Here is a 24,857-nt window from a genome sequence, read left to right as displayed (position 1 = left end):
GCGCGCGCAGACCGCGCGGACTCAGACCGCGGTGCCGACCACGACGGGCTCGGGGTGCAGCAGCACGCCGAACTCCGCCAGGACGCGGCCCTGGACGTACCGGGCGAGCTCGGCGACCTGTTCGGCCGTCGCTCCTCCGCGGTTGGTCAGGGCGAGGGTGTGCTTGCTCGACACGGCGGCCCGCGAGCCGGGCAGGGCGAAACCGCGCGAGACGCCGGCGTGCTCGATCAGCCACGCGGCGCTGAGCTTCACCAGGCCGTCGGCGCGGGGAGGCACGGGCAGCCCGACGGGCGCTCCTGCCTCGACCGCGGCGAGCGGGGTGATGACGGGCGCCTCCGCCGTCGGCTCGACCGGCCAGCGCGGCGCCTCGGGCGGCAGGGAGTCGGCGAACGCGCTCGTGACGAGGGGGTTGGTGAAGAAGGAGCCGGCGCTCGCGGTGTCCGGGTCCTCCGGATCGAGGACCATGCCCTTGCCCGCACGCAGCGCCAGCACGGTCTCGCGCACCCGCGCGAGCGGCACGCGGTCGCCGAGCGCGACTCCGAGCGCCGACGCCAGCTGACCGTAGGCGACGGGAGTGCCGTCGCCCTCGGCGCCGACCTCCTCGAGCGCGAACTCGACGGCCAGCACCGCGCCCCGGCGGCCCTGCTTGATCACGGAGGTGCGGTAGGCGAACTGCAGCTCCTCCGCCGTCAGCCGGACGGGCTCGCGGGCGCCCTCGTCGAGGAAGTCGACCGCGACCAGCGTGTCCGAGAGCTCCTGGCCGTAGGCGCCGATGTTCTGCACCGGCGACGCACCGACCGTGCCGGGGATGCCGCTGAGAGCCTCGAGGCCCGCCCAGCCGCGCTCCACGGTCGTCGCGACGAGGCCGTCCCACGACTCGCCCGCCTGGACCCGCAGGAGCACGCGCCCCGGCTCGTCGGAGGGGAGCCGCTCGACGCCGGTGGTGCGCACGCGCACGACCGTGCCCTCGACCCCGTCGTCGCCCACGAGGAGGTTGGAGCCGCCGCCGAGCAGCAGCCACGGCTCGTCGTCCGACCACAGGCCGACGAGCGTCTCGACCAGCTCCGCCTCGGTGGCGGGCTCGACGAGGCGCTCGGCGGGTCCGCCGACGCGGAGGGTGGTCAGGGCGGAGAGCAGCGGCGCGGAGGTCACGCGAGTCGGACCCGTGCCTGGGCCTTGCCGAGGACGGACTGGCCCTCGACCGAGACGGCCAGGTCGACGCGGACCCAGCCCTCCTCGGCGTTCACAGCACCGATCCTGGCGACCACGTCGATGGCGGCGCCGTCGCGCGGGTCCACCACGACGGGGCGGGTGAAGCGCACCTGGTAGTCGACCACGCGTCCGGGGTCGCCGACCCAGTCGACGACGACCTGCACCGCGGTGCCCATCGTGAGCATGCCGTGCGCGAGCACGCCGGGCAGGCCGACCTCGGCGGCGACGTCGTCGCGATAGTGGATGGGGTTGAAGTCGCCCGAGGCGCCCGCGTAGCGCACCAGGGTGCCGCGGTCGATCGGGAAGCGGCTCTCGGCGACGACCTGGCCGACGTTCAGCTCGGCGAGAGCGGGCAGTGCGGTGCTCATTCGTCTCCCCTGACCACGAGGGTCGAGATCGCGGTGACGACGTGCTCGCCGCTCGCGTCGACCATGCGGGACTCGGTGGTGACCATGGAGTGGGCGCCGAGCTTCTTGATGGCGGCGACCGAGAGGGTCGCGGTCAGCTCGTCGCCGGCCACGACCGGACGGGACAGCACGAAGCGCTGGTCTCCGTGCACGACGCGGCTGAAGTCGATCCCGCCGTCGGGCTCGGCGAGCAGCTGCTGGAGCGTGAACTCCTGCACGACGACGGCGAAGGTGGGCGGAGCGACGAGGTCGGGGTGCCCGGCGGCGCGGGCGGCCTCGACGTCGTGGTGCAGGGGGGAGGTCGCGGAGACGGCGCGGGCGAACTCGCGCACCTTCTCGCGCCCCACCTGATAGGGCTCCGTGGGCGCGAAGACGCGCCCGACGAGTTCGGGGTTCACTGGCACCCGGCCATACTAGGCGCTGCCGTCGCGGGGCCCTCGGGGCTCCGGAGGCGCCGCCGGTGGTCACCCGGGTATGACCACCGGGAATTTCCCATCCGTGTATGGCTGACCCGCGGCCGAACTTCTCCGAAGCTGGCGGGCATGTCGACACCCACTCCCGAGCGCGACTGGGCGACCTACGCCCGCGAGCTCGGCACCAATATGCACCGGGCCCGCATCGCCAAGGGCGCCAGCCAGGAGCGGATCGCCCACGCGGCCGGGCTCGCGGGCTACACCTACCAGAAGTTCGAGAAGGGCGAGTCGAAGCCCGGCTCGCCCGCGAACCCCACGCTGCACACCCTCCTCGCGCTCTGCGAGGCGCTCGAGATCGAGCTGACGGACCTCCTGCCGCCCGACCCGCCGCGCACGTCACGAGGCGCCGAGTAGCCGGAGCACCGCGCCGGCCAGCCGCGACCCCGAGCTGAGATCGAGGTCGACCTCGCCGAGCCCGTCGGCCTCCAGGCGGAGCCTGTCCTCCCCCGACTCCCCCGGGCGGCACAGGGAGACGTGCACCGTCGCGCCCGCGGCCCCGTCTCGGCCCGCCCAGAGCACCACCGGGAGCGAGCTCGCCGCGGAGCGGTGCAGCCGCTCCCCCGCCGCGACCAGCTCGTCGTGCTCGCCCGAGCACCAGCGCGGGCACCCCTCGTCGTTCCTGCCGTCCATCCGCTCCTCCACGTTCCGCACCCCTCGGTCGAGGAGACCAGCCCACCAGGCGGTACCGACACCGAGGGCCCGCCGCGCCCCGATCCCGACCGGGGTGTGGACAGGAGACGGTCGTCCGACCGTTGTGGAGGAGCGAGGACCAGGATCCCATACGCAGGTGGTGCCGCCAGGGGTCCGGCACGAAGCACCGGCGCGGTGTCAGCGGTGGACGATCAGCCAGGTCGCGATCGCCGTGGTCGAGCCCGTGTTGACCATGCGGTGCGGCCGCTCGCACGGGAACGTGATGGCGTCGCCCGGCCCGAGGACGACCGACTCGTCCTCGAACTCGACCGTCAGCTCTCCGAGCGTCACCGTCCCCATCTCGAACCCGTCGTGGCGGAGCAGCTGCCGGTGCGCCGTCGAGGTCGAGCCCGTCGGGTAGGTCGACTCGAAGAAGTCGACGGCGTCCAGCGGACGCGGCGCCAGACGGCGGAACAGCACTCCGCCCTCGAGCGCCACGGGCGCCGACTCGCGCGCCCGGACGACCGCGGTCTCGACCGGCGCCGACGCGCCCTGGTCGAACACGGCGGACAGCGGGACCCCCAGCGCGTCCACGAGGGCGATCAGCCGGCCGACCGAGGGCTGCATGGCTCCGCGCTCGATCTGCGAGACGGCGCTCACGGAGATGCCGAGTCGCCCGGCGAGTGCCTTCAGCGACAGGCCCGCCGAGAGCCGCAGCTCCCGCAGCCGGGCGCCGAGTCCGGCCCCGTCCGCGATCGCCCGGGCGGCCGCCTCGTCGGGCGCGGTGTCGTCGGAGGGCATGGCCCGTCCCCTCTCGCGGATCGTCACACAGCCGTAACGGAGCCGAAACGAGCGGCGGCCTCCCGACTCGTAGCGTGGCCCGCGTGAAGTGATCACTTCACTCGGAACGCTCTCCGCGACGCCCCGCCTCCTCGGCCGGACGTCCCGACCACCCTGACACATCCGCTCCGTGCCGCTCTGCGCACGACCGCCCGAGAGGTGGATCCACCCATGTCCGACCGCGTCACCGCACCCCGAGTCACCGCTCCTCCGGTCGATCCGGATCCCGCCGCCGCGGCGAGCGCCGGCTACGACGACCGCCTCTCCAACGAGGACCTCGCCCCGCTCCGGAAGCAGCGCTGGTCGAGCTACAACATCTTCGCGTTCTGGATGTCGGACGTGCACAGCGTCGGCGGGTACGTGACCGCGGGCTCACTCTTCGCGCTGGGCCTGGCCGGCTGGCAGGTGCTCGTCGCCCTGGTGGTGGGCATCGTGATCGTGCAGGTCTTCTGCAACCTCGTCGCCAAGCCCAGCCAGGTCACCGGCGTGCCCTACCCCGTCATCAACCGGGCGATCTTCGGCATCCGCGGCGCGAACATCCCGGCGATCATCCGCGGACTGATCGCGATCGCCTGGTACGGCGTGCAGACCTACCTGGCGGCGCAGTCGCTGAACATCGTCTTCCTCAAGTTCTTCCCGGGCATGGCCGCCCTGAACACGCCCGAGGCGTCGTTCCTCGGCCTCTCGGCTCTGGGCTACCTCTCCTACGCGATCCTCTGGGTCGCGCAGGCCGCGCTGTTCTGGCGGGGCATGGAGTCGATCCGCCGCTTCATCGACTGGGCGGGACCGGCGGTCTACGTGGTGATGCTCGTGCTGGCCGTCTACCTGGTGTCGCAGGCGGGCTGGGAGAACATCTCGCTCACCCTCGGCTCCGGCGAGCCGCTCGACCTCGCCGCCGCGGTGCCGGTGATGATCTCGGCCGTCGCCCTGGTCGTCTCCTACTTCTCGGGCCCGATGCTCAACTTCGGCGACTTCTCCCGGTACGCCCGCAGCTACGGCGCCGTGAAGCGCGGCAACCTGCTCGGCCTCCCGATCAACTTCCTCTTCTTCTCCCTCCTCACCGTGATCACCGCCTCGGCGACCGTCCCGGTCTTCGGCGAGCTGATCACCGACCCGATCGAGACCGTCGAGCGGATCGACACCTGGTTCGCCGTGCTCTTGGGCGGGCTCACGTTCGTCATCGCGACGATCGGCATCAACATCGTCGCCAACTTCATCTCCCCCGCGTTCGACTTCTCCAACGTCAACCCGAAGAAGATCAGCTGGCGGATGGGCGGCATGATCGCCGCCGTCGGCTCGGTGCTGCTCACCCCGTGGAACTGGTACTCGAACGACACCGCCATCCACTACACGCTCGGCATCCTCGGCGCGCTGATCGGACCGCTGTTCGGCGTCCTCATCGCGGGCTACTACCTGATCAGCCGCCAGCGCGTCTGGGTGGACGACCTCTACACGATGAGCGAGAAGGGCCGCTACTGGTTCTCGCGCGGCTTCAACCCCAACGCCGTCTGGGCGACCGTGATCGGCGGAGTCCCCTCCGTCGCCTCGGTGCTCGTGCCGCGCTGGATCGCGGAGGCGGGAGGCGCGGAGTTCACCTGGCTCGGCGACTACAGCTGGTTCCTCGGCTGCGGGCTCGGGTTCGTCGCGATGGCCGTGCTCGAGCGGCGCGCGCCGCGGATCGGGCGCCTCGACGAGGACCTCGAGCACGTCAGCGACGGCTCGACCGTCTGATCCGGCCGGCACGGAGGAGGGATCCGCTCCGGCCGCTCCGCATCCCGCGGACCGGCGGCCGGGCGGGCCCCTCCCCCTCCCGGCACCCGAAGCGAGGAACCACCATGCGCATCACCGTCGTCAACCCGAACACCAGCACTGCGATGACCGCGGCGATCGGCCGGGCCGCCCGCTCCGTCGCCTCGCTCGGCACCGAGATCACGGCCGTCACCCCGCCGATGGGTCCGGCGTCGATCGAGAGCCACTACGACGAGGCGCTCGCCGTGCCCGGCGTCCTGCACGAGATCGCCCGGGCGGAGGCGGCCGGCTGCGACGGCGCGGTCATCGCGTGCTTCGGCGACCCGGGCGTCGACGCCGCGCGCGAGATCGCGAGCGGCCCGGTCGTGGGGATCGCCGAGGCCGCCATGCACATGGCCGCGCTCGTCGGCCGGGGCTTCAGCGTGGTCACCACGCTCTCGCGCACGAGCGGCCGCGCCTGGGACATCGCCCGCCGCGCCGGGTTCGGCGACGCCTGCCGTCAGGTGCGCGCCTGCGACATCCCCGTGCTCGAACTCGACGACCCCCGCTCCGACGCCCGCCGCGCGATCCTGGCGGAGTGCGCCGAAGCGCTGGCCGTCGACGGGTCCGACTCGATCGTGCTGGGCTGCGCGGGCATGGCCGACCTGTGCCGCGACCTCTCACGGGAGCTGGGCGTGCCCGTGATCGACGGCGTCGCCTCGGCGGTGCGCCTGGTGGAGGGGCTCGTCGCGATGGGCGTCAGCACCTCGCGGCGCGACGAGTACGCCGCGCCGCGGACGAAGGCGATGGCGGGGCTGCTCGCTCCGTTCGAGCGGGTCTGAGGTTCCACGTCCCGTGCAGTCGGGCGTTCTGCCGGACCCCCGACCCGGACCCACCTGCGAGGATCGGGGGATGAGCGTCCTCCGCGATCTCGGCCTCGGTGCCCGGCTCTTCCTCCGCGGCTTCCGCACCTGGGTCCGCTCGCCGCGGGCGATGCTCCTCGGCGCGATCCCGCCCCTGATCGTCGGCCTGGTCTTCGTCGGCGTGCTGGTCCTGGTGCTCACGCGGGTGCAGGACGCGGTGACCGCGCTCACCCCGTTCGCCGGCGGCTGGGACGAGGGCACGGCCGCCACCGTCCGCCTGGTGCTCTCGATCGCGGTGGTCGGCGCCGTGCTCGCCCTCGGCGTGGTCCTCTTCGCCGCGGTGACCCTGCTGGTCGGCGACCCCTTCTACGAGCGGATCTGGCGGCGGGTCGAGGACGACCTCGGCGGCGTGCCCGACGAGCGCGAGAGCACCTTCTGGCAGGGGGTCGGCCGCGGCCTCCGCGACTCCGCCGTGCTGGTCGCCACCTCCCTCGGGATCGGCGTGGTCCTGGTGCTGCTGGGCCTGGTGCCGCTGGTCGGCTCGATCGTCGGCCTCGTCGCCGGCGCCCTGGTCGGCGGGAGGGCCCTCGCGCTCGAGCTGACCGGGTTCGCGGGCGACGCCCGGGGGCTCTCCCTCCGCGACCGCCGCCGCCTCCTCGGCGAGCACCGCGCGGTCTCGCTCGGCTTCGGCATCGCCGTCTACCTGGCGTTCCTCGTCCCCGGGGGCGCGGTCGTCGCCACCCCCGCCGCGACGGCCGGCGCGACCCTTCTGCTCCGGACCCTGCGGGGCGAGCCGACCGAGCGGCCGGCCGTCTGACACCGCTTGGCCGCCGCCCGCCTCTCCCCTAGACTCGCCGCGTGCGCACGTCGATCCGAAGCCCCTGGTGGCCCGCCTCCTAGGCGGACCGACGCGCAGACCCCTCGCACGCGACCGCCTCCTCCGGGCGGTCGTTCTGCATGTCAGGGCCCGGGTGGGGCACGACCCGATTCAAGGACCACGATGACCTCGCTCCTCTCCCGCATCCTCGCCTCCGACGGGACGCTGCCGTTCGCGGTGGTCCTCCGCCAGGGCCGCGACGCCGTCGACGTGTTCACGGGCGACGTGCTCGACGTCGAGGGCCTGGCCGACATCCCGCTCGACGGCGACGACGTGCTGACCCTCGTGCCCTACCGGCAGGTGCGCGAGCGCGGCTTCGCGGCGAAGGACGACGGAGCCCCGCTGCGCAACCTCGTGGTGCGCGAGCGCGAGAGCGTCCCCCTGGCGGAGGTGCTGCGGCTCCTGCCCGAGCGGGAGATCCCGGTCGAGGAGCGCGGCTTCGACGTGCCGGACGACGAGTACGCCGACATCGTCCGCCGGGTGATCGAGGACGAGATCGGCCGCGGCGAGGGCGCCAACTTCGTCATCAACCGCGCCTTCGTCGCGCAGACCGACGCGCCGCCCGTCGAGGCGGTCCTGGCCTGGTTCCGCCGCCTGCTCACCGACGAGTCCGGCGCGTACTGGACCTTCGCGATCCACACCCCCGGCGTCGACGGCGCGCAGACGGTCACCGCCGTCGGCGCGACCCCCGAGCGCCACGTCTCGGTGCGGGACGGCGTCGCGATGATGAACCCGATCAGCGGCACCTTCCGCCACCCCGCGGCCGGACCCACCGGGGAGGAGGTGCTCGCGTTCCTCGCCGACGTCAAGGAGAGCGAGGAGCTCTTCATGGTCGTGGACGAGGAGATGAAGATGATGAGCGCGGTCTGCCCGGACGGCGGCCGCATCCTCGGGCCGTTCCTCAAGCAGATGTCGCGGCTCAGCCACACCGAGTACCTGCTCGAGGGCCGCACCGGACTCGACGTGCGCGAGGTCCTGCGGCTGACGATGTTCGCGCCCACGGTCACCGGCTCGCCGATGGAGAACGCGTGCGCCGTGATCGCCGAGTACGAGAAGGAGCCGCGCGGCTACTACTCCGGCGTGCTCGCCCTCTTCGAGCCGGAGGAGCACGGCTACACGGTCGACGCCCCCATCCTCATCCGCACCGCCTACCTCCGCGCGGACGGCCGCCTCACCGTGCCGGCCGGCGCGACGCTCGTGCGCCACTCCACCCCCGAGGGCGAGGTCGCCGAGACGCGGGCGAAGGCGTCGGGCGTCCTCTCCGCCCTCGGCCTGCTGCCGCACCGCGAGGTGCCGCCGGCCATCGACCTGAACGCGCAGCCGGGCGTGCAGGAGGCGCTCGAGGCGCGCAACGAGCGGCTCGCCTCGTTCTGGCTCCGGCCCCAGGCGCCCGAGCACATCGCCGGCCTCGCCGGGCACACCGCGCTGATCGTCGACAACGAGGACCAGTTCACGACGATGCTCGCCCACCAGCTGCGCCACCTCGGGATGGACGCCCGGGTCGAGCGCTGGTCGGAGGTCGCCGACGTGCTGAGCGACGACCTCGTCGTCTTCGGCCCCGGCCCGGGCGACCCCCGCGACGACTCCGACCCGCGGATCGCGCACCTGCGCTCGCTGATGACCACGCGCCTCGAGGCGGAGCGGCCGATGCTCGCCGTCTGCCTCAGCCACCAGATGCTGTCGCTGCTGGCGGGCCTCCCTGTCGAGCCGCTGCCCGCGCCCCGCCAGGGCGTGCGCCTGGCGGTGGACGTGTTCGGCGAGGACGCCGCGATCGGCTTCTACAACACCTTCTCCTCCGTCGCCCCCGGCGTCGCGCGCACGCCCCGGCTGGGGCTCGAGGTCTCGGTCGACCCGGAGACGGGAGTGGTCAACGCCCTCCGCGGCGAGCACGTCGCGTCGGTGCAGGGGCACCTGGAGTCGGTGCTCTCCTCCGACGGCCTGCGCACCCTGGAGCGGCTGGTCCGCACCGCGACCGCTCAGCCCGCGCGCGCATGAGCAGCCTGCGGCTGATCGCGTCGCCCGCCTACCCGGCCGAGCTGCAGGAGGCGGTGGCCGCCGCCGTGCGCGCGGCGGCCGAGGCGGCGCGCGGCTGGTACGGGCGCGGCGACAAGATCGCGGCGGACGAGGCGTCGGTCGCGGCGATGCGCGCCGTGCTGGCCGACGCTCCGTTCGACGGCGTCGTCGTGATCGGCGAGGGCGAGAAGGACGAGGCCCCGATGCTCGCGAACGGCGAGCGCCTCGGCCGCGCCTCCGCTCCCTCCTGCGACGTGGCGGTCGATCCGCTCGACGGCACCCGGCTCACGGCGGAGGGGCTCCCCGGCTCGGTGAGCGTGATCGCGCTGGCCCCGCGAGGCACGCTGTTCGACCCGCGTGACGTCTTCTACATGGACAAGCTGGTCTGCTCTGCAGCGGGCCGGGGCGCCGTCTCGCTCGACCTCCCTCCCGCCGAGAACGCCGCACGGCTGGCGGCGGCGCTCGGGAAGCCCGTCGCGGAGCTGGTCGTCGTCGTGCTCGACAAGCCGCGTCACTCCGGGCTCATCGCGGCTCTGCGCGCGGCCGGGGTCGCGCTCGAGCTGCGCGGCGAGGGCGACGTGTCGGTCGCGATCGAGGCGGCCGATCCCGCGGGCCGCGTCGACCTCGTCCTCGGCATCGGCGGAACCCCGGAGGGAGTGGTCGCCGCCTGCGCCGTCCGCGCCCTCGGCGGGGTCATGGAAGGGCGCCTCGCCCCCCAGACCGCACCGGAGCGCGCCAACGCCCTGGCCGCCGGCCACGACCTCGACCGCCTGCTGACCCTGGAGGACCTGGTCTCCTCGGACGACGTGCTCTTCGCGGGCTGCGCGGTCTGAGACCTCTCCCGCAGGCAGGACCTCGCCCGGGAACGCCGAAGGCCCCGGCTCGACGCGCGAACCGGGGCCTTCTCGCTGTAGCGGGAGCGGGACTTGAACCCGCGACACCACGATTATGAGCCGTGTGCTCTAACCACCTGAGCTACCCCGCCGCGCGTTCTTCGCAGGTCTGGCCTGCGGGGAACGGAGCCCCCTGTGGGAATCGGACCCACTACCTCTTCCTTACCAAGGAAGTGCTCTACCAATGAGCTAAGGGGGCGCACCTGCGGGTCTGACAGCCCCTCTCGGGGCGTGCCCGCGATTTGGCACCGTTAGACGATAGCACCTCCGCGGAGCGTCGATGACCGCGGGGGACGCGCCCCCGCGGCTGCCCGTCTGCGGCTACGCCCGGCTCGCCTCGTCGAGCGCGGCGAGCTCCTCGGCGCTCAGCTCGAGGGAGGCCGAGGCGATCAGCGCCGGCAGCTGCTCCATCACGCGGGCGCTGGCGATCGGCGCGACCACTCCGGGCTGCGAGCGGAGCCAGGCGAGCGCCACCGTCGCCACCTCGGCGCCGTGCGCCTCCGCCGCCGCGTCGAGCGCCGCCAGCACCCGGCGGCCGCGGCCGTCGAGGTAGCGGGAGGCGCCGTCGGCGCGCGGACCCTCGGGCGTCGATCCGTCACGGTACTTGCCGGTCAGGAATCCCGACGCCAGGGCGGAGTAGGGGACGACGGCCAGCCCCGCCTCGCGGGCGAGGGGTAGCAGGTCGGCCTCGATCCCGCGCTCCACGAGGTTGTAGTGCGGCTGCAGCGCGACGGGCGCGTGCAGGCCCTCCTCGCCCGCGATGCGCAGCCACTCCGCGACGCGATCGGCGCTGAAGTTCGACACTCCGATCGCGCGGACCAGGCCCTGGTCCACGAGCTCCGAGAACACGGCGGCGATGTCGGCCATCGGCACGGCCTCGTCGTCGAAGTGGGCGTAGTAGAGGTCGATCCGGTCGGTCGCGAGGCGCTCGAGGGAGGCGCGGGCGGCCGCGCGCACGGTGTCGGGCGCGAGGCCGGTGAACTGCGGGTGGCGGCCCGCCTTCGTCGCGATCACCACGTCGTCCCGGTCCCCCGAGCGCTGCGCGAGCCACTCGCCGATGATCGTCTCGGACTCGCCGCCCGTGTTGCCCGGGACCCAGGCGGAGTAGGCGTCGGCGGTGTCGATGAAGTCGCCGCCCGCGGCCGTGTAGCCGTCGAGGACGTCGAAGGAGGTCTGCCGCCCCGCGGTCCAGCCGAAGACGTTGCCGCCGAGCGAGAGCGGGAAGACGTCGATGCCGGAGTCGCCGAGCGGCGAGCGGGTGACGGAGGAGGATGCTGCGCTGTCGATGCTCATCCCCCGATTCAAGACCCGCTCCCCGCCGTGATCGATCCCCCTCCCGCGCATGCGCGGCAAGGACTCAGGCTCTCAGCGCCGCGGGTAGTCGGCGTAGGCGAAGCGCGTCGAGTCCGGCGCCCAGCCGGAGACGTTGATCGTCCCCTGCCCGCCGTGGAGGCGCTCCAGCACGCGGCCGGGCTCGAGCGTCGCGCGCCCGGGGAGGTCGAGCAGCCGCAGCTCGACGTCGACGTTCTCGGGGTGCCCGGCCGTCCCCTCCGGATAGGCGAGGTAGAGCAGGTGCGCGCCGTCGGGCGACTCGTGCGGGAACCAGTCGACCGTGTCCGACTCGACCAGGCGGGAGAGCGCGGAGCCGTCGAGGCCGATGCGGAACAGCTGCGCCCCTCCTCCGGCCCGCTCGGAGTTGAAGACGAGGGTGCGGCCGTCGGCCGAGACGTCGACGCCGTCGTCCGCCGGCTCGTCGTCGGTCAGGGCGGTGAGCGCGCCTCCTGCGGCCGGCATCGTATAGACGTCGGTCCGCCACCGCCCGGAGGCGTCGCCGCCGCCGATCAGCGCGAGGGTCGCGCCGTCGGGCGAGACGCCGTGCAGGTAGTGCTTGAAGCGCGCGCCCTCGCGCTCGGCGGTCAGGCGGCGGGCGGGGGCGGAGCCGTCGAGCTCGACCGCGTACAGGTGCCCGTCGCGCGCCGAGACGTAGGCGAGCCCGCCGGACGGGGCGAGCACGTGGTCGTTGTTGAGCTCGGCCGGCACCCCGTCGAGCGGGATCGGCTCGAGCACGGGCGTCCCCTGGAGCGGCAGTCGGAAGAGGCCGCCGTCGCCGTTCACGATCAGGGCGGAGCCGTCCGGAGTCCAGTTCGGCGCCTCCACGAGGACGGAGTCGGACTCGAAGACGGTCGTCGACTCCCCCGTCGCGAGGTCGTGGACGCGGAGTCGGCAGAGCTGGTCGGGGAGGAGCGAGCGGGCCATGCTCCCCACGGTAGGGCCCTGGCGGATCACGACGGGGCCGTCAAGCCTTCGCGCACTCAGGTTCCGCGGGAGGGCGCTCCGATATTCTTGACCGACTTATGCGCTGGGTACACCTTGGGAGGAACATGTGATGCTCCTCATCCTCGTGATCTCGTTCGCGATCGCCGTGGTGACCCCCTGGCTGGTGGACCGGTTCGGGCCGAAGACGTTCTACGCGCTGGCGCTGATCCCGGCCGCGAGCTTCGTCGCCACCGCGACCGCCCTGCCGACGATCCTCGACGGCGGCGAGATCCGCGAGTCCGTGCCGTGGATCCCCGCGCTCGACATCGCCCTCTCCTTCCGCCTGGACGCGCTCTCGATCGTCCTCGCCCTCGTGGTCAGCGGAGTCGGCGCCCTGGTCCTCGCCTACTGCGCGACGTACTTCAGCCGCGACGAGCCCTCGCTGGGCCGGTTCGCAGCGCTCCTGTCCGCGTTCGCCGGAGTGATGTACGGGCTGGTCACGGCCGACGACGTGATCATCCTCTTCGTCTTCTGGGAGGCGACGAGCGTCCTCTCCTACCTCCTCATCGGCCACTACAGCGGGCGCAAGGAGAGCCGGGGTGCCGGGCTCCAGGCGCTCCTGGTCACGACTCTCGGCGGGCTGGCGATGCTGGTCGGGATCATCGTCCTGATCGTGCAGGCCGGTACCACCAGCCTCTCCGGGATCGTCGCCGCCGCCCCCTCCGGCCCGATCGTGTCGACGGCCCTGGTGCTGGTGCTGCTCGGCGCGTTCTCGAAGTCGGCCCTGGTGCCGTTCCACTTCTGGCTGCCGGCCGCGATGGCCGCTCCCACGCCGGTCAGCGCCTACCTGCACGCCGCCGCGATGGTGAAGGCCGGCATCTACCTCGTCGCGCGCCTCGCGCCGGGCTTCGCCGACGACTCCGTCTGGCTGCCCGTGGTGGTGAGCGTCGGAGTCTGGACCATGCTCGTCGGCGGCTGGCGCTCGCTCCGGCAGTACGACCTCAAGCTCGTGCTGGCCTACGGCACCGTCAGCCAGCTCGGCTTCCTGACCGTCGCCGTCGGCTTCGGCTCGCGCGACGCCGCGCTGGCCGGACTGACCCTGCTCGTCGCCCACGCTCTCTTCAAGGCGCTGCTCTTCCTCACCGTCGGCATCGTCGACCACCGCGCCGGCACGCGCGACCTCCGCAAGCTCAGCGGCCTGGGACGGCAGGCGCCGGTGCTCGCGAGCGCCGCCCTCGTCGGCGTGCTGTCGATGGCGGGCATCCCGCCGCTGCTGGGCTTCGTCGCCAAGGAGGCCGTGTTCACGAGCCTGATCTCGGCGATCGAGCAGGGCTCGTTCTGGGCCTGGGTCGCGCTGGTCGGCCTCGTCCTCGGCTCGATCCTCACCGTGGCCTACTCCGCGCGCTTCTTCTGGGGCGCCTTCGCCCGGAAGAAGGGGCTCGAGGACACGCACCTGCACGCCGAGCCGTGGACCTTCACCGCCGCCCCGGTGCTGCTGGCCGCCGCCAGCGTGATCGGCGGGATCGCCGCCTCCGTGCTCGACCCGCTCGTCGCCGTCTACGCGGACACCCTCCCCTACGCCGCCCCGGACGCCGACCCGGAGCTCGCCGCCGCCGCGGAGGCCTCCGACCACGGCGGCTACCACCTCGCGCTCTGGCACGGCTTCGAGCCCGCGCTGGCACTCAGCGCCCTCGTGATCGCCGTCGGACTACTGCTCTTCGCCAAGCGCGTCGCCGTCGCGCGCGCGCAGTCGATGCTGCCCAACCGGATCGACTCGGCCGAGGGCTACTGGGCCACCGTCCGCTGGCTCGACCGCGTCGCCAGCACGGTCACCGAGTCCGTCCAGCGCGGCTCGCTCCCCCGCTACCTGACGGTGATCTTCGCGGTCTTCGTCCTCGGCGTCGGCGGTGCGGCCGCCCTCAACCGCACCTGGCCGGGCGATCTCGTCTTCTGGGACAGCCCGGGCCAGCTCGCGGTCGCGGCCGTGATGATCCTCGCGGCGGTGCTGTGCGCGATCGCCCGCAACCGCGTCGCCGCCGTGCTGCTGGCCGGCGCCACCGGCTACGGGATGGTGGCCCTCTTCGCCCTGCAGGGCGCACCGGACCTCGCCCTCACCCAGGCGCTGATCGAGACGGTGACCCTCGTGGTCTTCGTCCTGGTGCTGCGCCGCCTCCCGACCCGCATCGCCGCGAAGCACCAGCCGATGCGCAAGCGCCTGCGCGCCGTCATCGGCATCGCGGTCGGAGCGGTCATGGCCCTCGCCGCCACCATCGCCCTCGGCGCCCGGACCGCGACGCCGATCTCGGCCGAGCTGCCCCGCCTCGCCTACGAGGAGGGCAAGGGCCGCAACATCGTCAACGTCCTGCTCGTCGACATCCGCGCCTGGGACACGATGGGCGAGATCTCGGTCCTCGTCGTGGTCGCCACCGGCGTCGCGAGCCTGATCTTCCTCTCCAGCCGGGCCGGAGGCGCTCCCCGCCTCGAGTCGCAGAGCGCCGACGACCGCCGCGAGCGCGCGATGGACCTGACCACCTCCTCCGCCGACGCCGAGCGCGACGGCGACCGGGGCTCCTGGCTCGTCGCCGGGCGCACGCTCCGGCCGGAGAACCGCTCGATCGTGCTCGAGGTGCTGGTGCGCCTGCTCTTCCACCCCGCGATGATCGTGTCGGTCTACCTGCTCTTCACCGGACACAACACCCCGGGCGGAGGCTTCGCGGGCGGCCTGCTCGCCGGTCTCGCCCTCGTCGCGCGCTACCTCGCCGGCGGCCGCTTCGAGCTCGGCGAGGCCGCGCCGATCGACGCGGGCAAGGTCCTCGGACTCGGCCTCTTCTTCGCCGTCGGCACCGCCGTCTCCTCCCTCGCCTTCGGCCTCGAGGTCCTCGAATCGAGCTGGCTCGACCTCGAGGTGCCGGTGCTGGGCGAGCTCCACCTGGGCACGTCCACCCTCTTCGACATCGGGGTGTACCTGATCGTGATCGGCCTCGCCCTCGACATCCTCCGCAGCCTCGGCGGCGAGGTCGACCGCCACGGCGAGGAGGCCGAGCAGGGCTCCCCCTCGGGCGACGGCGTCACGCACTCGACGGACAGCACCCCCGGCCCCGGCCAGGGCACGGTCGACGGGCTCGAGACCTCGCTCCCCACCGGCTCCACGGTCGTCGGCGGACCGGGCAGGGGGGACGGCGCATGAGCATCACCCTCGTCCTCGTCGTCGTGATGGCAGTGATGTACGCGGCGGGCGTCTACCAGATGCTCGAGCGCAGCCTCACCCGCATCCTGATCGGGTTCCTGCTCGTCGGGAACGCGACCAACATCCTCATCCTGCTGATGGCCGGCCGCTCGGGCATCGCGCCGTTCGTCACCGACGACGGGCGCTCCTACGAGCAGATCGCCGCCGAGATGGCCGACCCGCTGCCGCAGGCGCTGATCCTCACCGCGATCGTGATCACCTTCGGGGTGTCCGCCTTCCTCCTCGCGATGATCTACCGGCGCTGGCGCCTCGCCAACGCCGACCAGGTGGAGGACGACGAGACCGACGCCTCCGTCCGCGAGGACGCGGCGGGCATCTCGGCCCAGACCACCGCCGACGACCGGGCGCTCGACGTCCTGCTCGAGTCCAGCGACGAGGGCACCGCCGCCAAGCACGGGGAGAGCGCCATGACCGACGACAGGAAGGAGGACCGATGAACGCCCTGATCCCGCTCGTCGTCACCCTCCCCCTCCTGGGAGCGGCCGTCGCGCTGATCCTCGGACGCCACCGGCGCGCGCAGATCACCGTGAACATCGTGACGCTCTCGAGCGTTCTGGTGATCTCCTCGGTGATGCTCGTGCTGGTCCTCACCGGCGACGGAGGCGGCAGCGCCGTCTACGTGGGCGGCTGGGAGCCGCCGTGGGGCATCGTGCTGGTCGTCGATCCGCTCGCCGCGCTGATGCTCGTGATCACCTCGATCACCCTGCTGGGCGTCCTGCTGTTCTCGGTCGGCCAGGGCCTCGTCGACGGCAACCGCGAGACGCCGGTCACGATCTTCCACCCGACCTACCTGATCCTCTCGGCGGGCATCCTCAACGCCTTCGTCGCGGGCGACCTCTTCAACCTCTACGTCGGCTTCGAGATCCTGCTGGCCGCGAGCTACGTGCTGATCACCCTGGGCGGCACCGCGCCGCGGATCCGCGCCGGCACGACCTACGTGGTCGTCAGCCTGGTCTCGAGCGTGTTCTTCCTCTCGGCCATCGGTCTGCTCTACGGCGCCACCGGCACGGTCAACATGGCGCAGCTCTCGATCCGCATCGCCGAGCTCCCCGCCGACGTGCAGCTGGTGCTCCACGTGGTGCTGCTGCTCGGTTTCGGCATCAAGGCGGCCGTCTTCCCCCTGTCGTTCTGGCTCCCGGACTCCTACCCCACGGCTCCGGCGCCGGTGACCGCCGTCTTCGCCGGACTCCTCACCAAGGTCGGCGTGTACGCACTGATCCGCACCGAGACCCTGCTCTTCCCCGGAGGGAGGCTGAGCGAGGTGCTGCTGGTGGTGGCGCTGCTGACGCTGATCGTCGGCATCCTCGGCGCCGTCGCGCAGGCAGACATCAAGCGGATGCTGTCCTTCACGCTGGTCTCGCACATCGGCTACATGGTCTTCGGGATCGCCGTGGGCACCCCGGCCGGCTACGCGGCGACGATCTTCTACGTCATCCACCACATCACGGTGCAGACGACGCTCTTCCTCGCGACCGGCCTGATCGAGCGCGTCGGCGGTACCACCTCGATCCTGCGCCTCGGCGGGCTGCTCAAGGCCTCGCCGCTGCTGGCGCTGCTCTACTTCATCCCCGCGATGAACCTCGGCGGGATCCCGCCGTTCACCGGCTTCCTCGGCAAGGTGGGGCTCTTCGTCGCCGGCACGGAGTCGGCCGTCGACCAGCCGTCGTGGCTGATCTGGGCCGTCATCGCCGCCGGAGCCGTCACCTCGCTCCTGACCCTCTACGCCGTCGCGCGCGTCTGGAACATGGTCTTCTGGCGCCGGCAGGAGGAGGTGCCCGGCTACGAGTCGCCCCTGATCGACCAGCTGCAGGAGGACCCCCACGACACGGGCAGCATCCGCACCCGCCACTCGCCGCCCATGATGGTGCTCGCCACCGCGGGGATGGTCGTCGTCGGCGTCGTGCTGACCGTCGGCGCCGGTCCCCTCTACGACGCGAGCGAGCGAGCGGCGAGCGCGGTCGCCGACCCCGCGACCTACATCGCGACCGTCTACCGCGACTCGTCCTTCGGAGAGGAGGGGCCGCGATGAGCCCCCGCCGCCGCGTCGACATCTGGAACCGCGTCGCGATGTTCGTGACCCTCGTCGGGATCTGGGTGCTGCTCTGGGACGACGTCTCGGTGCTGTCGATCGTCACCGGCTTCCTGGTCGCCCTGCTGATCACCCGGGTGTTCTACCTGCCGCCGGTCGAGTTCTCGAACCGCATCAACCCGTGGTTCGTGCTCCTCTTCCTCCTGCGCCTGCTGGCCGACATCGCGGTGGCCTCGGTGCGGGTGTCCTGGCAGATCCTGACCCTGCCCGTCCCGGTGCACAACGCCATCGTCGCCGTGCACCTGCGCAGCCGCTCCGAGGGGATGCTCGTCTGGACGACGGAGGCCGTCTCGCTCGTCCCCGGCTCCCTGGTGATCGACGTGGACCCGCAGCTGAACGTCCTCTACCTGCACGTGCTCGGCGTGACCCACGACGAGGGCGAGCGGATCGACGAGGTGCGCCGGACGGTCCTCCGGACGGAAGCGCGCATCGTCCGGGCCATCGGCTCCCGCGAGGACGTGCAGCGCGTGAATCGGCCGATCGAGGCCGGATCGGGGGTGGTCCGGTGATCGACTGGCTGATCTGGATCCTGGTGCCGGTCTTCGGCGCCGCCTGCCTGCTCGCGCTCGTGCGGATCCTCCGCGGTCCGTCCGTGCTCGACCGGGTCGTCGCGGCCGACGTGCTCGTCGCGACGATCATCTGCGGGATCGGCGCCGAGATGGCGGTCAACCACCACGCGCGGACCCTGCCCGTCGCGCTCGGGCTCGCGCTGTTCGCCGTCTTCGGATCGATCAGCGTCGCCAAGTTCATGGCCAACCGCGAGGAGGACTGACATGGACCTGTTCTTCGACGTGCTCACCGCTGTGCTGCTGCTGGTCGGCGCCCTGCTCTCGCTGCTGGCCGCGATCGGCTTGATGCGGTTCGACGACCTGCTCTCCCGGATGCACGCGGGCACGAAGCCGCAGGTGCTCGGACTGATCTGCGTGATGCTCGCGGTCGCCATCCGGAACCCCGGCTTCGCCGCCGCAGGGACCATCGTGCTGGTGATCGGCTTCCAGCTGCTGACCGTGCCCGTCTCGGCGCACATGGTCGGCCGGGCGGCCTACCGGGCCGAGGCCGTCTCTCCCGGGTACCTCGTCGCCGACGAGCTCGCGGAGGCGGTCACCCGCGCCGACGAGCAGGCCCGCGCGACCGGGCCCGAGACCGCGCACGCGTCCGAGGAGCGGGCGCGCACCTCCTCCGCGCCCCCGCCCGAGGACGAGGACGGCCCGGCCGCGACCGCCTAGGCGACGAGGACGAGCTGCACGGCGGAGGCGCCGGTCATGCTGCGCAGCGCGAATCCGCCGATCGCGAGAGTGACGGCGACCAGGCCGCCGACCAGCAGCACCAGCAGCGGCACCACCCACAGCAGCGCCCGTCGGCGTCGGGCTCGGGCCTCGTCCGGCGTCTCTTCGATCACCCGTCGACTGTACGGGACGGCGGGGGGCGTGCCCCCGGCGCCCACGAGCCGCCCGATAAACTCGACCGCATGACCCTGGACTCCGCTACCTCCGGCGCGCCCGAGAACTCCCCCGGCCCCGACTCCGAGGCCGAGCACCGCCGGGGAGCCGAGTGGTGGCGCACCGCCGTCATCTACCAGATCTACCCGCGCTCCTTCGCGGACGCGGACGGCGACGGCATCGGCGACCTGCCCGGCATCGCCTCGCGCCTCGAGAGCCTCGCCGAGCTCGGCGTCGACGCGATCTGGCTCTCGCCCTTCATGACCTCGCCGCAGAAGGACGCGGGCTACGACGTCGCCGACTATTGCGACGTCGATCCGCTCTTCGGCACCCTCGCCGACTTCGACGCGATGCTCGCCCGCGCTCACGCCCTGGGCATCCGGATCATCGTCGACCTCGTCCCCAACCACTCCTCCAGCACCCACCGCTGGTTCCAGGAGGCGCTCGCCGCTCCCGCGGGCAGCGCCGAGCGGGCGCGCTACCTGTTCCGCGACGGCCGGGGCGAGTCGGGCGAGCTGCCCCCGAACAACTGGGAGTCTGTCTTCGGCGGCCCCGCGTGGACCCGCGTCATGGAGCCCGACGGCTCGGCCGGCCAGTGGTACCTGCACCTCTTCGACACCTCGCAGCCCGACTTCGACTGGACGAACGAGTGGGTGCGCGAGCGCTTCCGGGAGGTCCTCCGCTTCTGGCTCGACCGCGGCGTCGACGGCTTCCGCGTCGACGTCGCGCACGGGATGATCAAGGCCGAGGGGCTGCCCGACTACACGCCGCCCGCCGACAGCGGGTCGATGGGCGGAGTCGCTCCCGCCGACGGCGAGGAGCCCGCCACCGCCCCCTACTGGGCGCAGGACGGCGTCCACGAGATCTACCGCGACTGGCACTCCCTGCTCGCCGAGTACCCGGACGACCGCGTGCTCTGCGCCGAGGCGTGGGTGCAGCCGCTCATCAAGCTCGCCCGCTGGGTCCGCCCCGACGAGATGCACCAGGCCTTCAACTTCGCCTACCTCGAGACCCCGTGGAGCGCACCCGCCCTCCGCGACATCATCGACTCCTCCGTCGAGGCCTTCGCCGCCGTCGGCGCCCCGTCGACCTGGGTGCTGTCGAACCACGACGTCGTGCGCCACGCGAGCCGCCTGGCACTGACGTCCGACAACCCGCAGGGCTACGGCATCGGCCCGCGCACGCAGGGACTCCCCGACCCCGTCCTGGGGCTGCGCCGCGCTCGTGCCGCGACCGCCCTCATGCTCGCGCTCCCCGGCTCCGCCTACGTCTACCAGGGCGAGGAGCTCGGGCTCCCCGAGGCGATCGACCTGCCGGACTCGGCGCGTCAGGACCCGACCTGGTTCCGCACGGGCGGCGAGCGCTACGGCCGCGACGGCTGCCGGGTGCCGATCCCGTGGGAGGCGGACGCACCCGCGTACGGCTTCAGCGGCACCGGCGACTCCTGGCTGCCGCAGCCCGGCGACTGGACGCCGCTCGCGCGCGACCGCCAGCGCGGTGTCGCGGGCTCGACGCTTGAGCTGTACCGGTCCCTGCTCGCGGTGCGCCGCGCCGAGGACCTGGGCTCCGGCGCCGTCGAATGGCTCGAGGGCTACCCGGAGGACGTCGTGGCGTTCCGCAACGGAACGGTCACGGTGATCGCGAACCTCGGCGAGGCTCCGGTCGAGCTGCCCGTCGGCTCCGTGGTGCTGTCCTCGGAGGAGCTGCACGAGCCGGCGCTGCCCGCCGACACCACGGTCTGGCTGCACGCGGAGTAGCGGGCCGCGGGGTCCGCCCGGCGGCTCCCGCGTCCCGCCGCCGGGTCAGCGCCCGGCGTTGGCCTTGAGCCAGAGGTAGGAGTCGACCTTCGTCACGCCGTCGAGGCGGATCTCGAAGTGCAGGTGCGGGCCGGTCGACATGCCGGTCGTGCCCACCAGGCCGAGGAGCTGACCGACCTTCACCGGGTCGCCCTCGGAGACGGCCGCCGAGCCGTGCTGCATGTGCGCGTACACGCTCGAGACGAGCTGCCCGTCGATCTCGTGGTCGACGATCACGTGCACGCCGAGCGAGCCCTCGCCGTCGATGACCGTGCGCACGACGCCGTCGGCGATCGCTTGGATGGGCGAGCCGTCGCCCGGGTTGAAGTCGGTGCCGCCGTGGTTCACCGAGCAGCCCGCGCAGTTGCGGTAGCCGAAGCGGTCGCCCACCGGCACGCCGACGGCGAAGGGCCACTGGATCGACGCGTTCGGGTCGTTCGTGAAGCCTGTGTCGGAGGTGCGGACGATGTCGGCGACGTTGGTCTGCGTCTTGCGCTCCTGCACGCCGAAGCCGTCGCGGGCGACCGTCTCGGCGCTGACCTCGCCGGCGACGAACGACTGCGCGCCGCGGCGGGCGTCGGCGCCGAAGGGGGTCGAGAGGCTCTGCGCCTGCACGTCCTCCGCGGTCAGGAGCGATGTGGCCGGCAGAGAGGTCGCCGCCACGATGGCCGCGACGAAGGAGAGGGCGACGAGTCCGCCGACCCGGGCCCGGCGCACGGGCCGGAGCGGCGTCGCGCGCGGTGCGGGGACGGGGGCCGGGGCGCTGCGGATCGAGGCGACGCGGCGCTCCGCTTCGCGCAGCTGCTCCGCCGTCGGAGCCGCGAGGAGGTCGTCGGAGCCGCTCGCCAGCGAGACGTCGGAGGCGAGGGCCAGAGCGCGCTCGCGCTCGCGGAGCTCGCGACGGGAGAGGGGTGGAGTCGATTCGCCGGGGGTCGATGCAGGGGCAGCGGGGGCGGGCGAATCGGGGCTCACGAAATCGATGTCTTCCGTCGGGGGCAGGGGACGAGCGGGCCTCCAGGGAGAGGCACCGCTCGGCTCCGTGAGCGCAGCCTGTGCGAACATCACGAATTCATAAAGGATAACCACGGCCGGCGGGATCCGGCCAGAGGCCGCCGCGCACAGGCGCGATCGGGGCACGACGCGCGGCGAGCCCCGGCGGGATCCTGCGCCGATCCGCCTCTTGGCGCACGGAATCCGTGTCGGCTCGGCCTGGGAGAGCGGTTACACCTCGTCCGCGCGCAGGCGGCGCAGCAGATCCTCCAGCTCGGCGAAGAGAGGATCCGGTGCCGCGATGAGCAGCCCGGAGCCGAAGGGTGCGCCGTCGAGTCCCGCGACCCGCGCACCCGCCTCCTCGGCGATGAGGGCGCCCGCAGCGAGGTCCCACGGGTTCAGGCCCCGCTCGTAGTACGCGTTCAGCTGCCCGGTGGCCACCGAGCACAGGTCGAGCGCCGCCGAGCCGATGCGGCGGATGTCGCGGACCGAGCCCAGGAGCTCCTGCACCACGGCGCCCTGACGCATCCGGCGGCCCGCGTCGTAGCCGAAGCCGGTGCCCACCAGCGCGAGCGAGAGGGAGGAGGGAGCCGAGACCTGCAGCGCGACTCCGTCCCGCTCGGCTCCCCCGCCTCGGCTGGCCGTGGTCACCTCACCCGTCGCTCCGTTCACGACTGCGCCGGCGAGCGCGGTCCAGGTCGCGGGATCCGGCTCCCCCTCCACCACAGCGATGCTGACCGCGTAGGAGGGGATGCCGTAGAGGTAGTTGACGGTCCCGTCGATCGGATCGACGACCCAGGTCAGCCCGCTCGTGCCGCCCCCCGACCCCGACTCCTCGCCGAGGAAGCCGTCGTCCGGACGCGCCTCGGCCAGGCGCCTGCGGATCAGCTCCTCGACCTCCCGGTCCGCGGCCGTCACCACGTCCTCCGGGGACGACTTCGACGCGGCGATCTCGACACCGTCCTGCCGCCGCTGGCGGGCGAGGTGCGCCGCCTCGACGGCGATCGAGCGGGCGATGGCGAGGAGGGGGGCGTTGTCGCTCATGGCCCCAGCCTAGGGATCGGGCCCATCATAGGGGGATGAGCACCCCTATCGCCCTCACGGGAGCCACCGGAGCCGTGGGCGGTCGCGTCGCGCGCGAGCTCGCCGACGCCGGTCACGCCCTCCGCCTGCTGGTCCGCGACCCGTCCCGCGCGCCCGAGCTCCCCGGGGCCGAGGTGGTGCGCTCCTCCTTCGCCGACGCGGGCGACTCGCTCGAGGGCGTGCGCCTCCTCCTGATGGTCTCCGCCTCCGAGAACGAGGAGCGCCGCGCCGAGCACCTCGCGTTCGTCGGTGCAGCCGCCGCCGCGGGTGTCGAGCACGTCGTCTACACCTCCTTCGCCGGAGCCGCACCCGACGCGGTCTTCACCCTCGCCCGAGACCACGCGGCCACCGAGGACGCGATCCGCCGCTCGGGCATGGGCTGGACGTTCCTCCGCGACAACCTCTACCTCGACTTCCTGCCCGCGATGCTCGGCGACGACGGCGCGATCCGCGGACCCGCGGGATCGGGCCGTGCCGCCGTCGTCGCGCGCGAGGACGTGGCCCGCGCCGCCGCCGCGGTCCTCCGCTCCCCCTCCGAGCACCGCGGAGCCGCCTACGAGCTGACCGGGCCCGAGGCCCTCACCCTCGACGAGGTCGCGGCGACCCTGACGGCGGCGGGCCGCCCCGCCGTGTACGTCGACGAGACCCTCGAGGAGGCGTACGCGTCACGCCGCCGCTGGAACGCACCGGACTGGCAGCTGGACGCCTGGGTCAGCACCTACTCCGCGATCGCCGCCGGACAGCTGGAGCACGTCTCGTCCGACGTCGAGCGGCTGACCGGACGGCCGCCGCTCTCCCTCGCAGCGTTCCTGGAGCAGGAGGCGCGGGGCTGAGGCGACGGCGCGGGCCGGGCCGACAGCGCGGGCCGGGCGACCGCGGAGGCCGGGCCGACGGCGTGCGGGGTGCGACGGGACGAAGACGCCGGGCCCGGCGATCCGCCGGACCGGTGCTCCCCCGGAAAGGCACTCCGCCGGAACGGCGATCCCCCGACATGCGGAACGCCCCGCGCATCTCGTGATGCCGGGGCGTCTGCTGGGTGTTCCTGCTCGGTGGCGAGTGAGGGATTCGAACCCCCGAAGGCTACGCCGTCTGATTTACAGTCAGATCCCTTTGGCCGCTAGGGTAACTCGCCGTGGCGCACCCGACCGCGTGTTCACAACCGGAGGCGCTCAGCAAGGATACCCACGCGACCGGCGGATCGGAAATCGGTGCCGCGAGGCCTCAGTCCGCCTCCGCCGCGTAGCGGGACGCCGCCTCCGCGACCTTCCCCGCGTAGCTCCCGGCCGGGTTGTAGGCCGCGATCGCCGCCCGCCATCCCGACTCCGTCGAGAGGTCGCCGCCGGCGTCGCAGAGGTACCGGGCGGCGGTCACCGCCTGCTGGTCCACGTTCTGCGGATCCCATCCGCTCGACGCCCACGCCATCCACGTCGCGGGGATTATCTGCAGCGGACCCATCGCCCGGTCGACCTCGGCGTCGCCGTCCAGAGCCCCGCCGTCGTTGTCGGGGACCCGGTCGAAGCGCGCTCCGTCCAGGCGCGGACCGAAGATCGGCTCCGTCGGCCGCCCGTCCTCGCCCAGCTCGCCGCCGTCGATCGTGCCGTGCCTGCTCTCGACGTAGCCGATGCCGGCCAGGGTCGCCCAGTCCAACCGGCAGTCGGGGTCGACCGATGCCGTGAGGAGGGCCGTGCCCGCGTAGGCGGTGAGCGCGCGCAGCGGGATGCCGCTCCCCTCGGACGCCGTGCCCAGCCACGCCTCGTCGGCGAGCAGGCGCACCGGCGTCGCCGCGGCCTGCTCGGGATCCTCCAGCACGACGGGGTCGGCAGCTACGGGAGCGGTCGCCGCGGGAGGGACGGTGGACAGGCCCTCCTCGACCGTCAGCGCGGGCGGCCGCTGGCCGCAGCCGGCCAGGAGGAGGCCGGCGAGCGGGACGAGGACGAGAACGGGGAGGCGGCGCACCCCTCAGAGGTACCAGCCGCGCCTGGGGCCGGGCTCCGCCACGCCTGAAAGCTAAACTCGGAGCC

General features: G+C 73.0%; 25 protein-coding genes and 3 tRNA genes. 14 read left to right on the top strand and 14 right to left on the bottom strand.

Translation table 11 applies throughout. The annotated features are described in order from the left end of the window. Positions 1-21 precede the first annotated feature (21 nt). From C5C44_RS11100 to C5C44_RS11090, 3 genes are read right to left on the bottom strand one after another with little or no spacing between them, the layout of a single operon-like run. A complete protein-coding gene (locus C5C44_RS11100) occupies positions 22-1,152 on the bottom strand; it encodes a UDP-N-acetylmuramate dehydrogenase (protein WP_104223628.1) in 1,131 nt (376 codons plus the stop codon). Further along, on the bottom strand, positions 1,149-1,580 hold the full coding sequence (locus C5C44_RS11095) for a MaoC/PaaZ C-terminal domain-containing protein (protein ID WP_104335865.1): 432 nt from the start codon (positions 1,578-1,580) through the stop codon (positions 1,149-1,151). The genes C5C44_RS11100 and C5C44_RS11095 overlap by 4 nt, the downstream gene beginning before the upstream one ends. Beyond that, positions 1,577-2,023: a MaoC family dehydratase N-terminal domain-containing protein gene (locus tag C5C44_RS11090; RefSeq protein WP_104227045.1), complete on the bottom strand. Its 447-nt coding sequence runs from the start codon at positions 2,021-2,023 to the stop codon at positions 1,577-1,579. The genes C5C44_RS11095 and C5C44_RS11090 overlap by 4 nt, the downstream gene beginning before the upstream one ends. A 138-nt stretch (positions 2,024-2,161) precedes the next feature. Here C5C44_RS11090 and C5C44_RS11085 point away from each other — a divergent pair, with 138 nt between their 5' ends. Continuing rightward, positions 2,162-2,446, top strand: a complete 285-nt coding sequence (locus tag C5C44_RS11085) for a helix-turn-helix domain-containing protein (RefSeq protein ID WP_104223625.1) — start codon at positions 2,162-2,164, stop codon at positions 2,444-2,446. On the opposite strand, the gene C5C44_RS11080 is transcribed toward C5C44_RS11085, so the two are convergent. Both C5C44_RS11080 and C5C44_RS11075 read right to left on the bottom strand, forming a co-directional pair. Further along, positions 2,429-2,722 (bottom strand): DUF6907 domain-containing protein, encoded by a 294-nt coding sequence (locus C5C44_RS11080; protein WP_104335864.1) that lies wholly within the window; start codon positions 2,720-2,722, stop codon positions 2,429-2,431. The two genes, C5C44_RS11085 and C5C44_RS11080, sit on opposite strands and share 18 nt — an antisense overlap. 198 nt (positions 2,723-2,920) lie before the next feature. Beyond that, on the bottom strand, positions 2,921-3,523 hold the full coding sequence (locus tag C5C44_RS11075) for a helix-turn-helix domain-containing protein (protein WP_104335863.1): 603 nt from the start codon (positions 3,521-3,523) through the stop codon (positions 2,921-2,923). Positions 3,524-3,733: 210 nt separating this feature from the next. Here C5C44_RS11075 and C5C44_RS11070 point away from each other — a divergent pair, with 210 nt between their 5' ends. From C5C44_RS11070 to C5C44_RS11050, 5 genes are all read left to right on the top strand, one after another. Beyond that, complete coding sequence (locus C5C44_RS11070) at positions 3,734-5,293, top strand: NCS1 family nucleobase:cation symporter-1 (RefSeq protein WP_104227042.1); 1,560 nt, start codon at positions 3,734-3,736, stop codon at positions 5,291-5,293. A gap of 104 nt (positions 5,294-5,397) precedes the next feature. Next, positions 5,398-6,132 carry an aspartate/glutamate racemase family protein gene (locus C5C44_RS11065; protein ID WP_104234239.1) on the top strand — a complete coding sequence of 245 codons (735 nt, stop codon included), beginning with the start codon at positions 5,398-5,400 and terminating at the stop codon, positions 6,130-6,132. A 70-nt stretch (positions 6,133-6,202) separates the two neighbouring features. Next, positions 6,203-6,970, top strand: a complete 768-nt coding sequence (locus C5C44_RS11060; RefSeq protein ID WP_104335862.1) for an EI24 domain-containing protein — start codon at positions 6,203-6,205, stop codon at positions 6,968-6,970. Between the two features lie 183 nt (positions 6,971-7,153). Beyond that, positions 7,154-9,025: an anthranilate synthase family protein gene (locus C5C44_RS11055; protein ID WP_104254835.1), complete on the top strand. Its 1,872-nt coding sequence runs from the start codon at positions 7,154-7,156 to the stop codon at positions 9,023-9,025. Next, a complete protein-coding gene (locus C5C44_RS11050; protein ID WP_104335861.1) occupies positions 9,022-9,876 on the top strand; it encodes a fructose-bisphosphatase class II family protein in 855 nt (284 codons plus the stop codon). The genes C5C44_RS11055 and C5C44_RS11050 overlap by 4 nt, the downstream gene beginning before the upstream one ends. A gap of 78 nt (positions 9,877-9,954) precedes the next feature. On the opposite strand, the gene C5C44_RS11045 is transcribed toward C5C44_RS11050, so the two are convergent. From C5C44_RS11045 to C5C44_RS11030, 4 genes are all read right to left on the bottom strand, one after another. Next, positions 9,955-10,028: transfer RNA gene (locus C5C44_RS11045), tRNA-Met, on the bottom strand. Between the two features lie 35 nt (positions 10,029-10,063). Further along, positions 10,064-10,135, bottom strand: a tRNA-Thr gene (locus C5C44_RS11040). A 122-nt stretch (positions 10,136-10,257) separates the two neighbouring features. After that, positions 10,258-11,229, bottom strand: a complete 972-nt coding sequence (locus C5C44_RS11035; RefSeq protein WP_104324534.1) for an aldo/keto reductase — start codon at positions 11,227-11,229, stop codon at positions 10,258-10,260. Between the two features lie 72 nt (positions 11,230-11,301). Then, positions 11,302-12,192 carry a PD40 domain-containing protein gene (locus C5C44_RS11030; RefSeq protein ID WP_104247779.1) on the bottom strand — a complete coding sequence of 297 codons (891 nt, stop codon included), beginning with the start codon at positions 12,190-12,192 and terminating at the stop codon, positions 11,302-11,304. A 130-nt stretch (positions 12,193-12,322) separates the two neighbouring features. Between C5C44_RS11030 and C5C44_RS11025 the strand changes: the two genes are divergently transcribed. Genes C5C44_RS11025 through mnhG form a run of 6 tightly spaced genes read left to right on the top strand, consistent with a single transcriptional unit; the run spans position 12,323 to position 18,754 of the window. Beyond that, positions 12,323-15,379, top strand: coding sequence for a Na+/H+ antiporter subunit A (locus C5C44_RS11025; RefSeq protein WP_104335860.1), 3,057 nt, complete (start codon positions 12,323-12,325; stop codon positions 15,377-15,379). Continuing rightward, positions 15,376-15,876, top strand: coding sequence for a Na(+)/H(+) antiporter subunit C (locus C5C44_RS11020; RefSeq protein ID WP_104223614.1), 501 nt, complete (start codon positions 15,376-15,378; stop codon positions 15,874-15,876). Before C5C44_RS11025 ends, C5C44_RS11020 begins: the two co-directional genes overlap by 4 nt. After that, positions 15,873-17,468, top strand: a complete 1,596-nt coding sequence (locus C5C44_RS11015; protein ID WP_104223613.1) for a Na+/H+ antiporter subunit D — start codon at positions 15,873-15,875, stop codon at positions 17,466-17,468. The genes C5C44_RS11020 and C5C44_RS11015 overlap by 4 nt, the downstream gene beginning before the upstream one ends. Then, positions 17,465-18,037 carry a Na+/H+ antiporter subunit E gene (locus C5C44_RS11010; protein WP_104234245.1) on the top strand — a complete coding sequence of 191 codons (573 nt, stop codon included), beginning with the start codon at positions 17,465-17,467 and terminating at the stop codon, positions 18,035-18,037. The genes C5C44_RS11015 and C5C44_RS11010 overlap by 4 nt, the downstream gene beginning before the upstream one ends. Then, positions 18,034-18,300 (top strand): monovalent cation/H+ antiporter complex subunit F, encoded by a 267-nt coding sequence (locus C5C44_RS11005; protein ID WP_308470711.1) that lies wholly within the window; start codon positions 18,034-18,036, stop codon positions 18,298-18,300. Before C5C44_RS11010 ends, C5C44_RS11005 begins: the two co-directional genes overlap by 4 nt. Before the next feature lies 1 nt (position 18,301). Beyond that, the gene (gene mnhG / locus C5C44_RS11000; protein WP_244229587.1) at positions 18,302-18,754 is read left to right on the top strand and encodes a monovalent cation/H(+) antiporter subunit G; all 453 of its coding nucleotides are present in this window, start codon (positions 18,302-18,304) and stop codon (positions 18,752-18,754) included. Here the strand turns inward: mnhG and C5C44_RS17040 are convergent. After that, a complete protein-coding gene (locus C5C44_RS17040) occupies positions 18,751-18,927 on the bottom strand; it encodes a hypothetical protein (RefSeq protein WP_181067860.1) in 177 nt (58 codons plus the stop codon). The genes mnhG and C5C44_RS17040 overlap by 4 nt on opposite strands. A 69-nt stretch (positions 18,928-18,996) precedes the next feature. Here C5C44_RS17040 and C5C44_RS10995 point away from each other — a divergent pair, with 69 nt between their 5' ends. Further along, positions 18,997-20,724, top strand: coding sequence for a glycoside hydrolase family 13 protein (locus C5C44_RS10995; RefSeq protein WP_104335859.1), 1,728 nt, complete (start codon positions 18,997-18,999; stop codon positions 20,722-20,724). A 45-nt stretch (positions 20,725-20,769) separates the two neighbouring features. Here C5C44_RS10995 and C5C44_RS10990 read toward each other — a convergent pair whose 3' ends face one another. Together C5C44_RS10990 and C5C44_RS10985 are read right to left on the bottom strand one after the other, a co-directional pair. After that, the gene (locus C5C44_RS10990; RefSeq protein ID WP_181067974.1) at positions 20,770-21,735 is read right to left on the bottom strand and encodes a M23 family metallopeptidase; all 966 of its coding nucleotides are present in this window, start codon (positions 21,733-21,735) and stop codon (positions 20,770-20,772) included. Positions 21,736-21,984: 249 nt separating this feature from the next. After that, positions 21,985-22,797, bottom strand: a complete 813-nt coding sequence (locus tag C5C44_RS10985; RefSeq protein ID WP_104223609.1) for an inositol monophosphatase family protein — start codon at positions 22,795-22,797, stop codon at positions 21,985-21,987. A 35-nt stretch (positions 22,798-22,832) separates the two neighbouring features. Between C5C44_RS10985 and C5C44_RS10980 the strand changes: the two genes are divergently transcribed. Further along, on the top strand, positions 22,833-23,669 hold the full coding sequence (locus C5C44_RS10980) for an NAD(P)H-binding protein (RefSeq protein ID WP_104260457.1): 837 nt from the start codon (positions 22,833-22,835) through the stop codon (positions 23,667-23,669). A 217-nt stretch (positions 23,670-23,886) separates the two neighbouring features. Here C5C44_RS10980 and C5C44_RS10975 read toward each other — a convergent pair. Both C5C44_RS10975 and C5C44_RS10970 read right to left on the bottom strand, forming a co-directional pair. Further along, positions 23,887-23,968, bottom strand: a tRNA-Tyr gene (locus C5C44_RS10975). 89 nt (positions 23,969-24,057) lie between these two features. Next, the gene (locus C5C44_RS10970) at positions 24,058-24,792 is read right to left on the bottom strand and encodes a hypothetical protein (protein ID WP_104335857.1); all 735 of its coding nucleotides are present in this window, start codon (positions 24,790-24,792) and stop codon (positions 24,058-24,060) included. Positions 24,793-24,857: the final 65 nt, after the last annotated feature.

The organism is Rathayibacter sp. AY1F6, assembly GCF_002932035.1.
GTDB lineage: Bacteria > Actinomycetota > Actinomycetes > Actinomycetales > Microbacteriaceae > Rathayibacter.
Note: the sequence above shows the minus strand (reverse complement) of the source record. Positions and strands in the feature narration are given on the sequence as shown.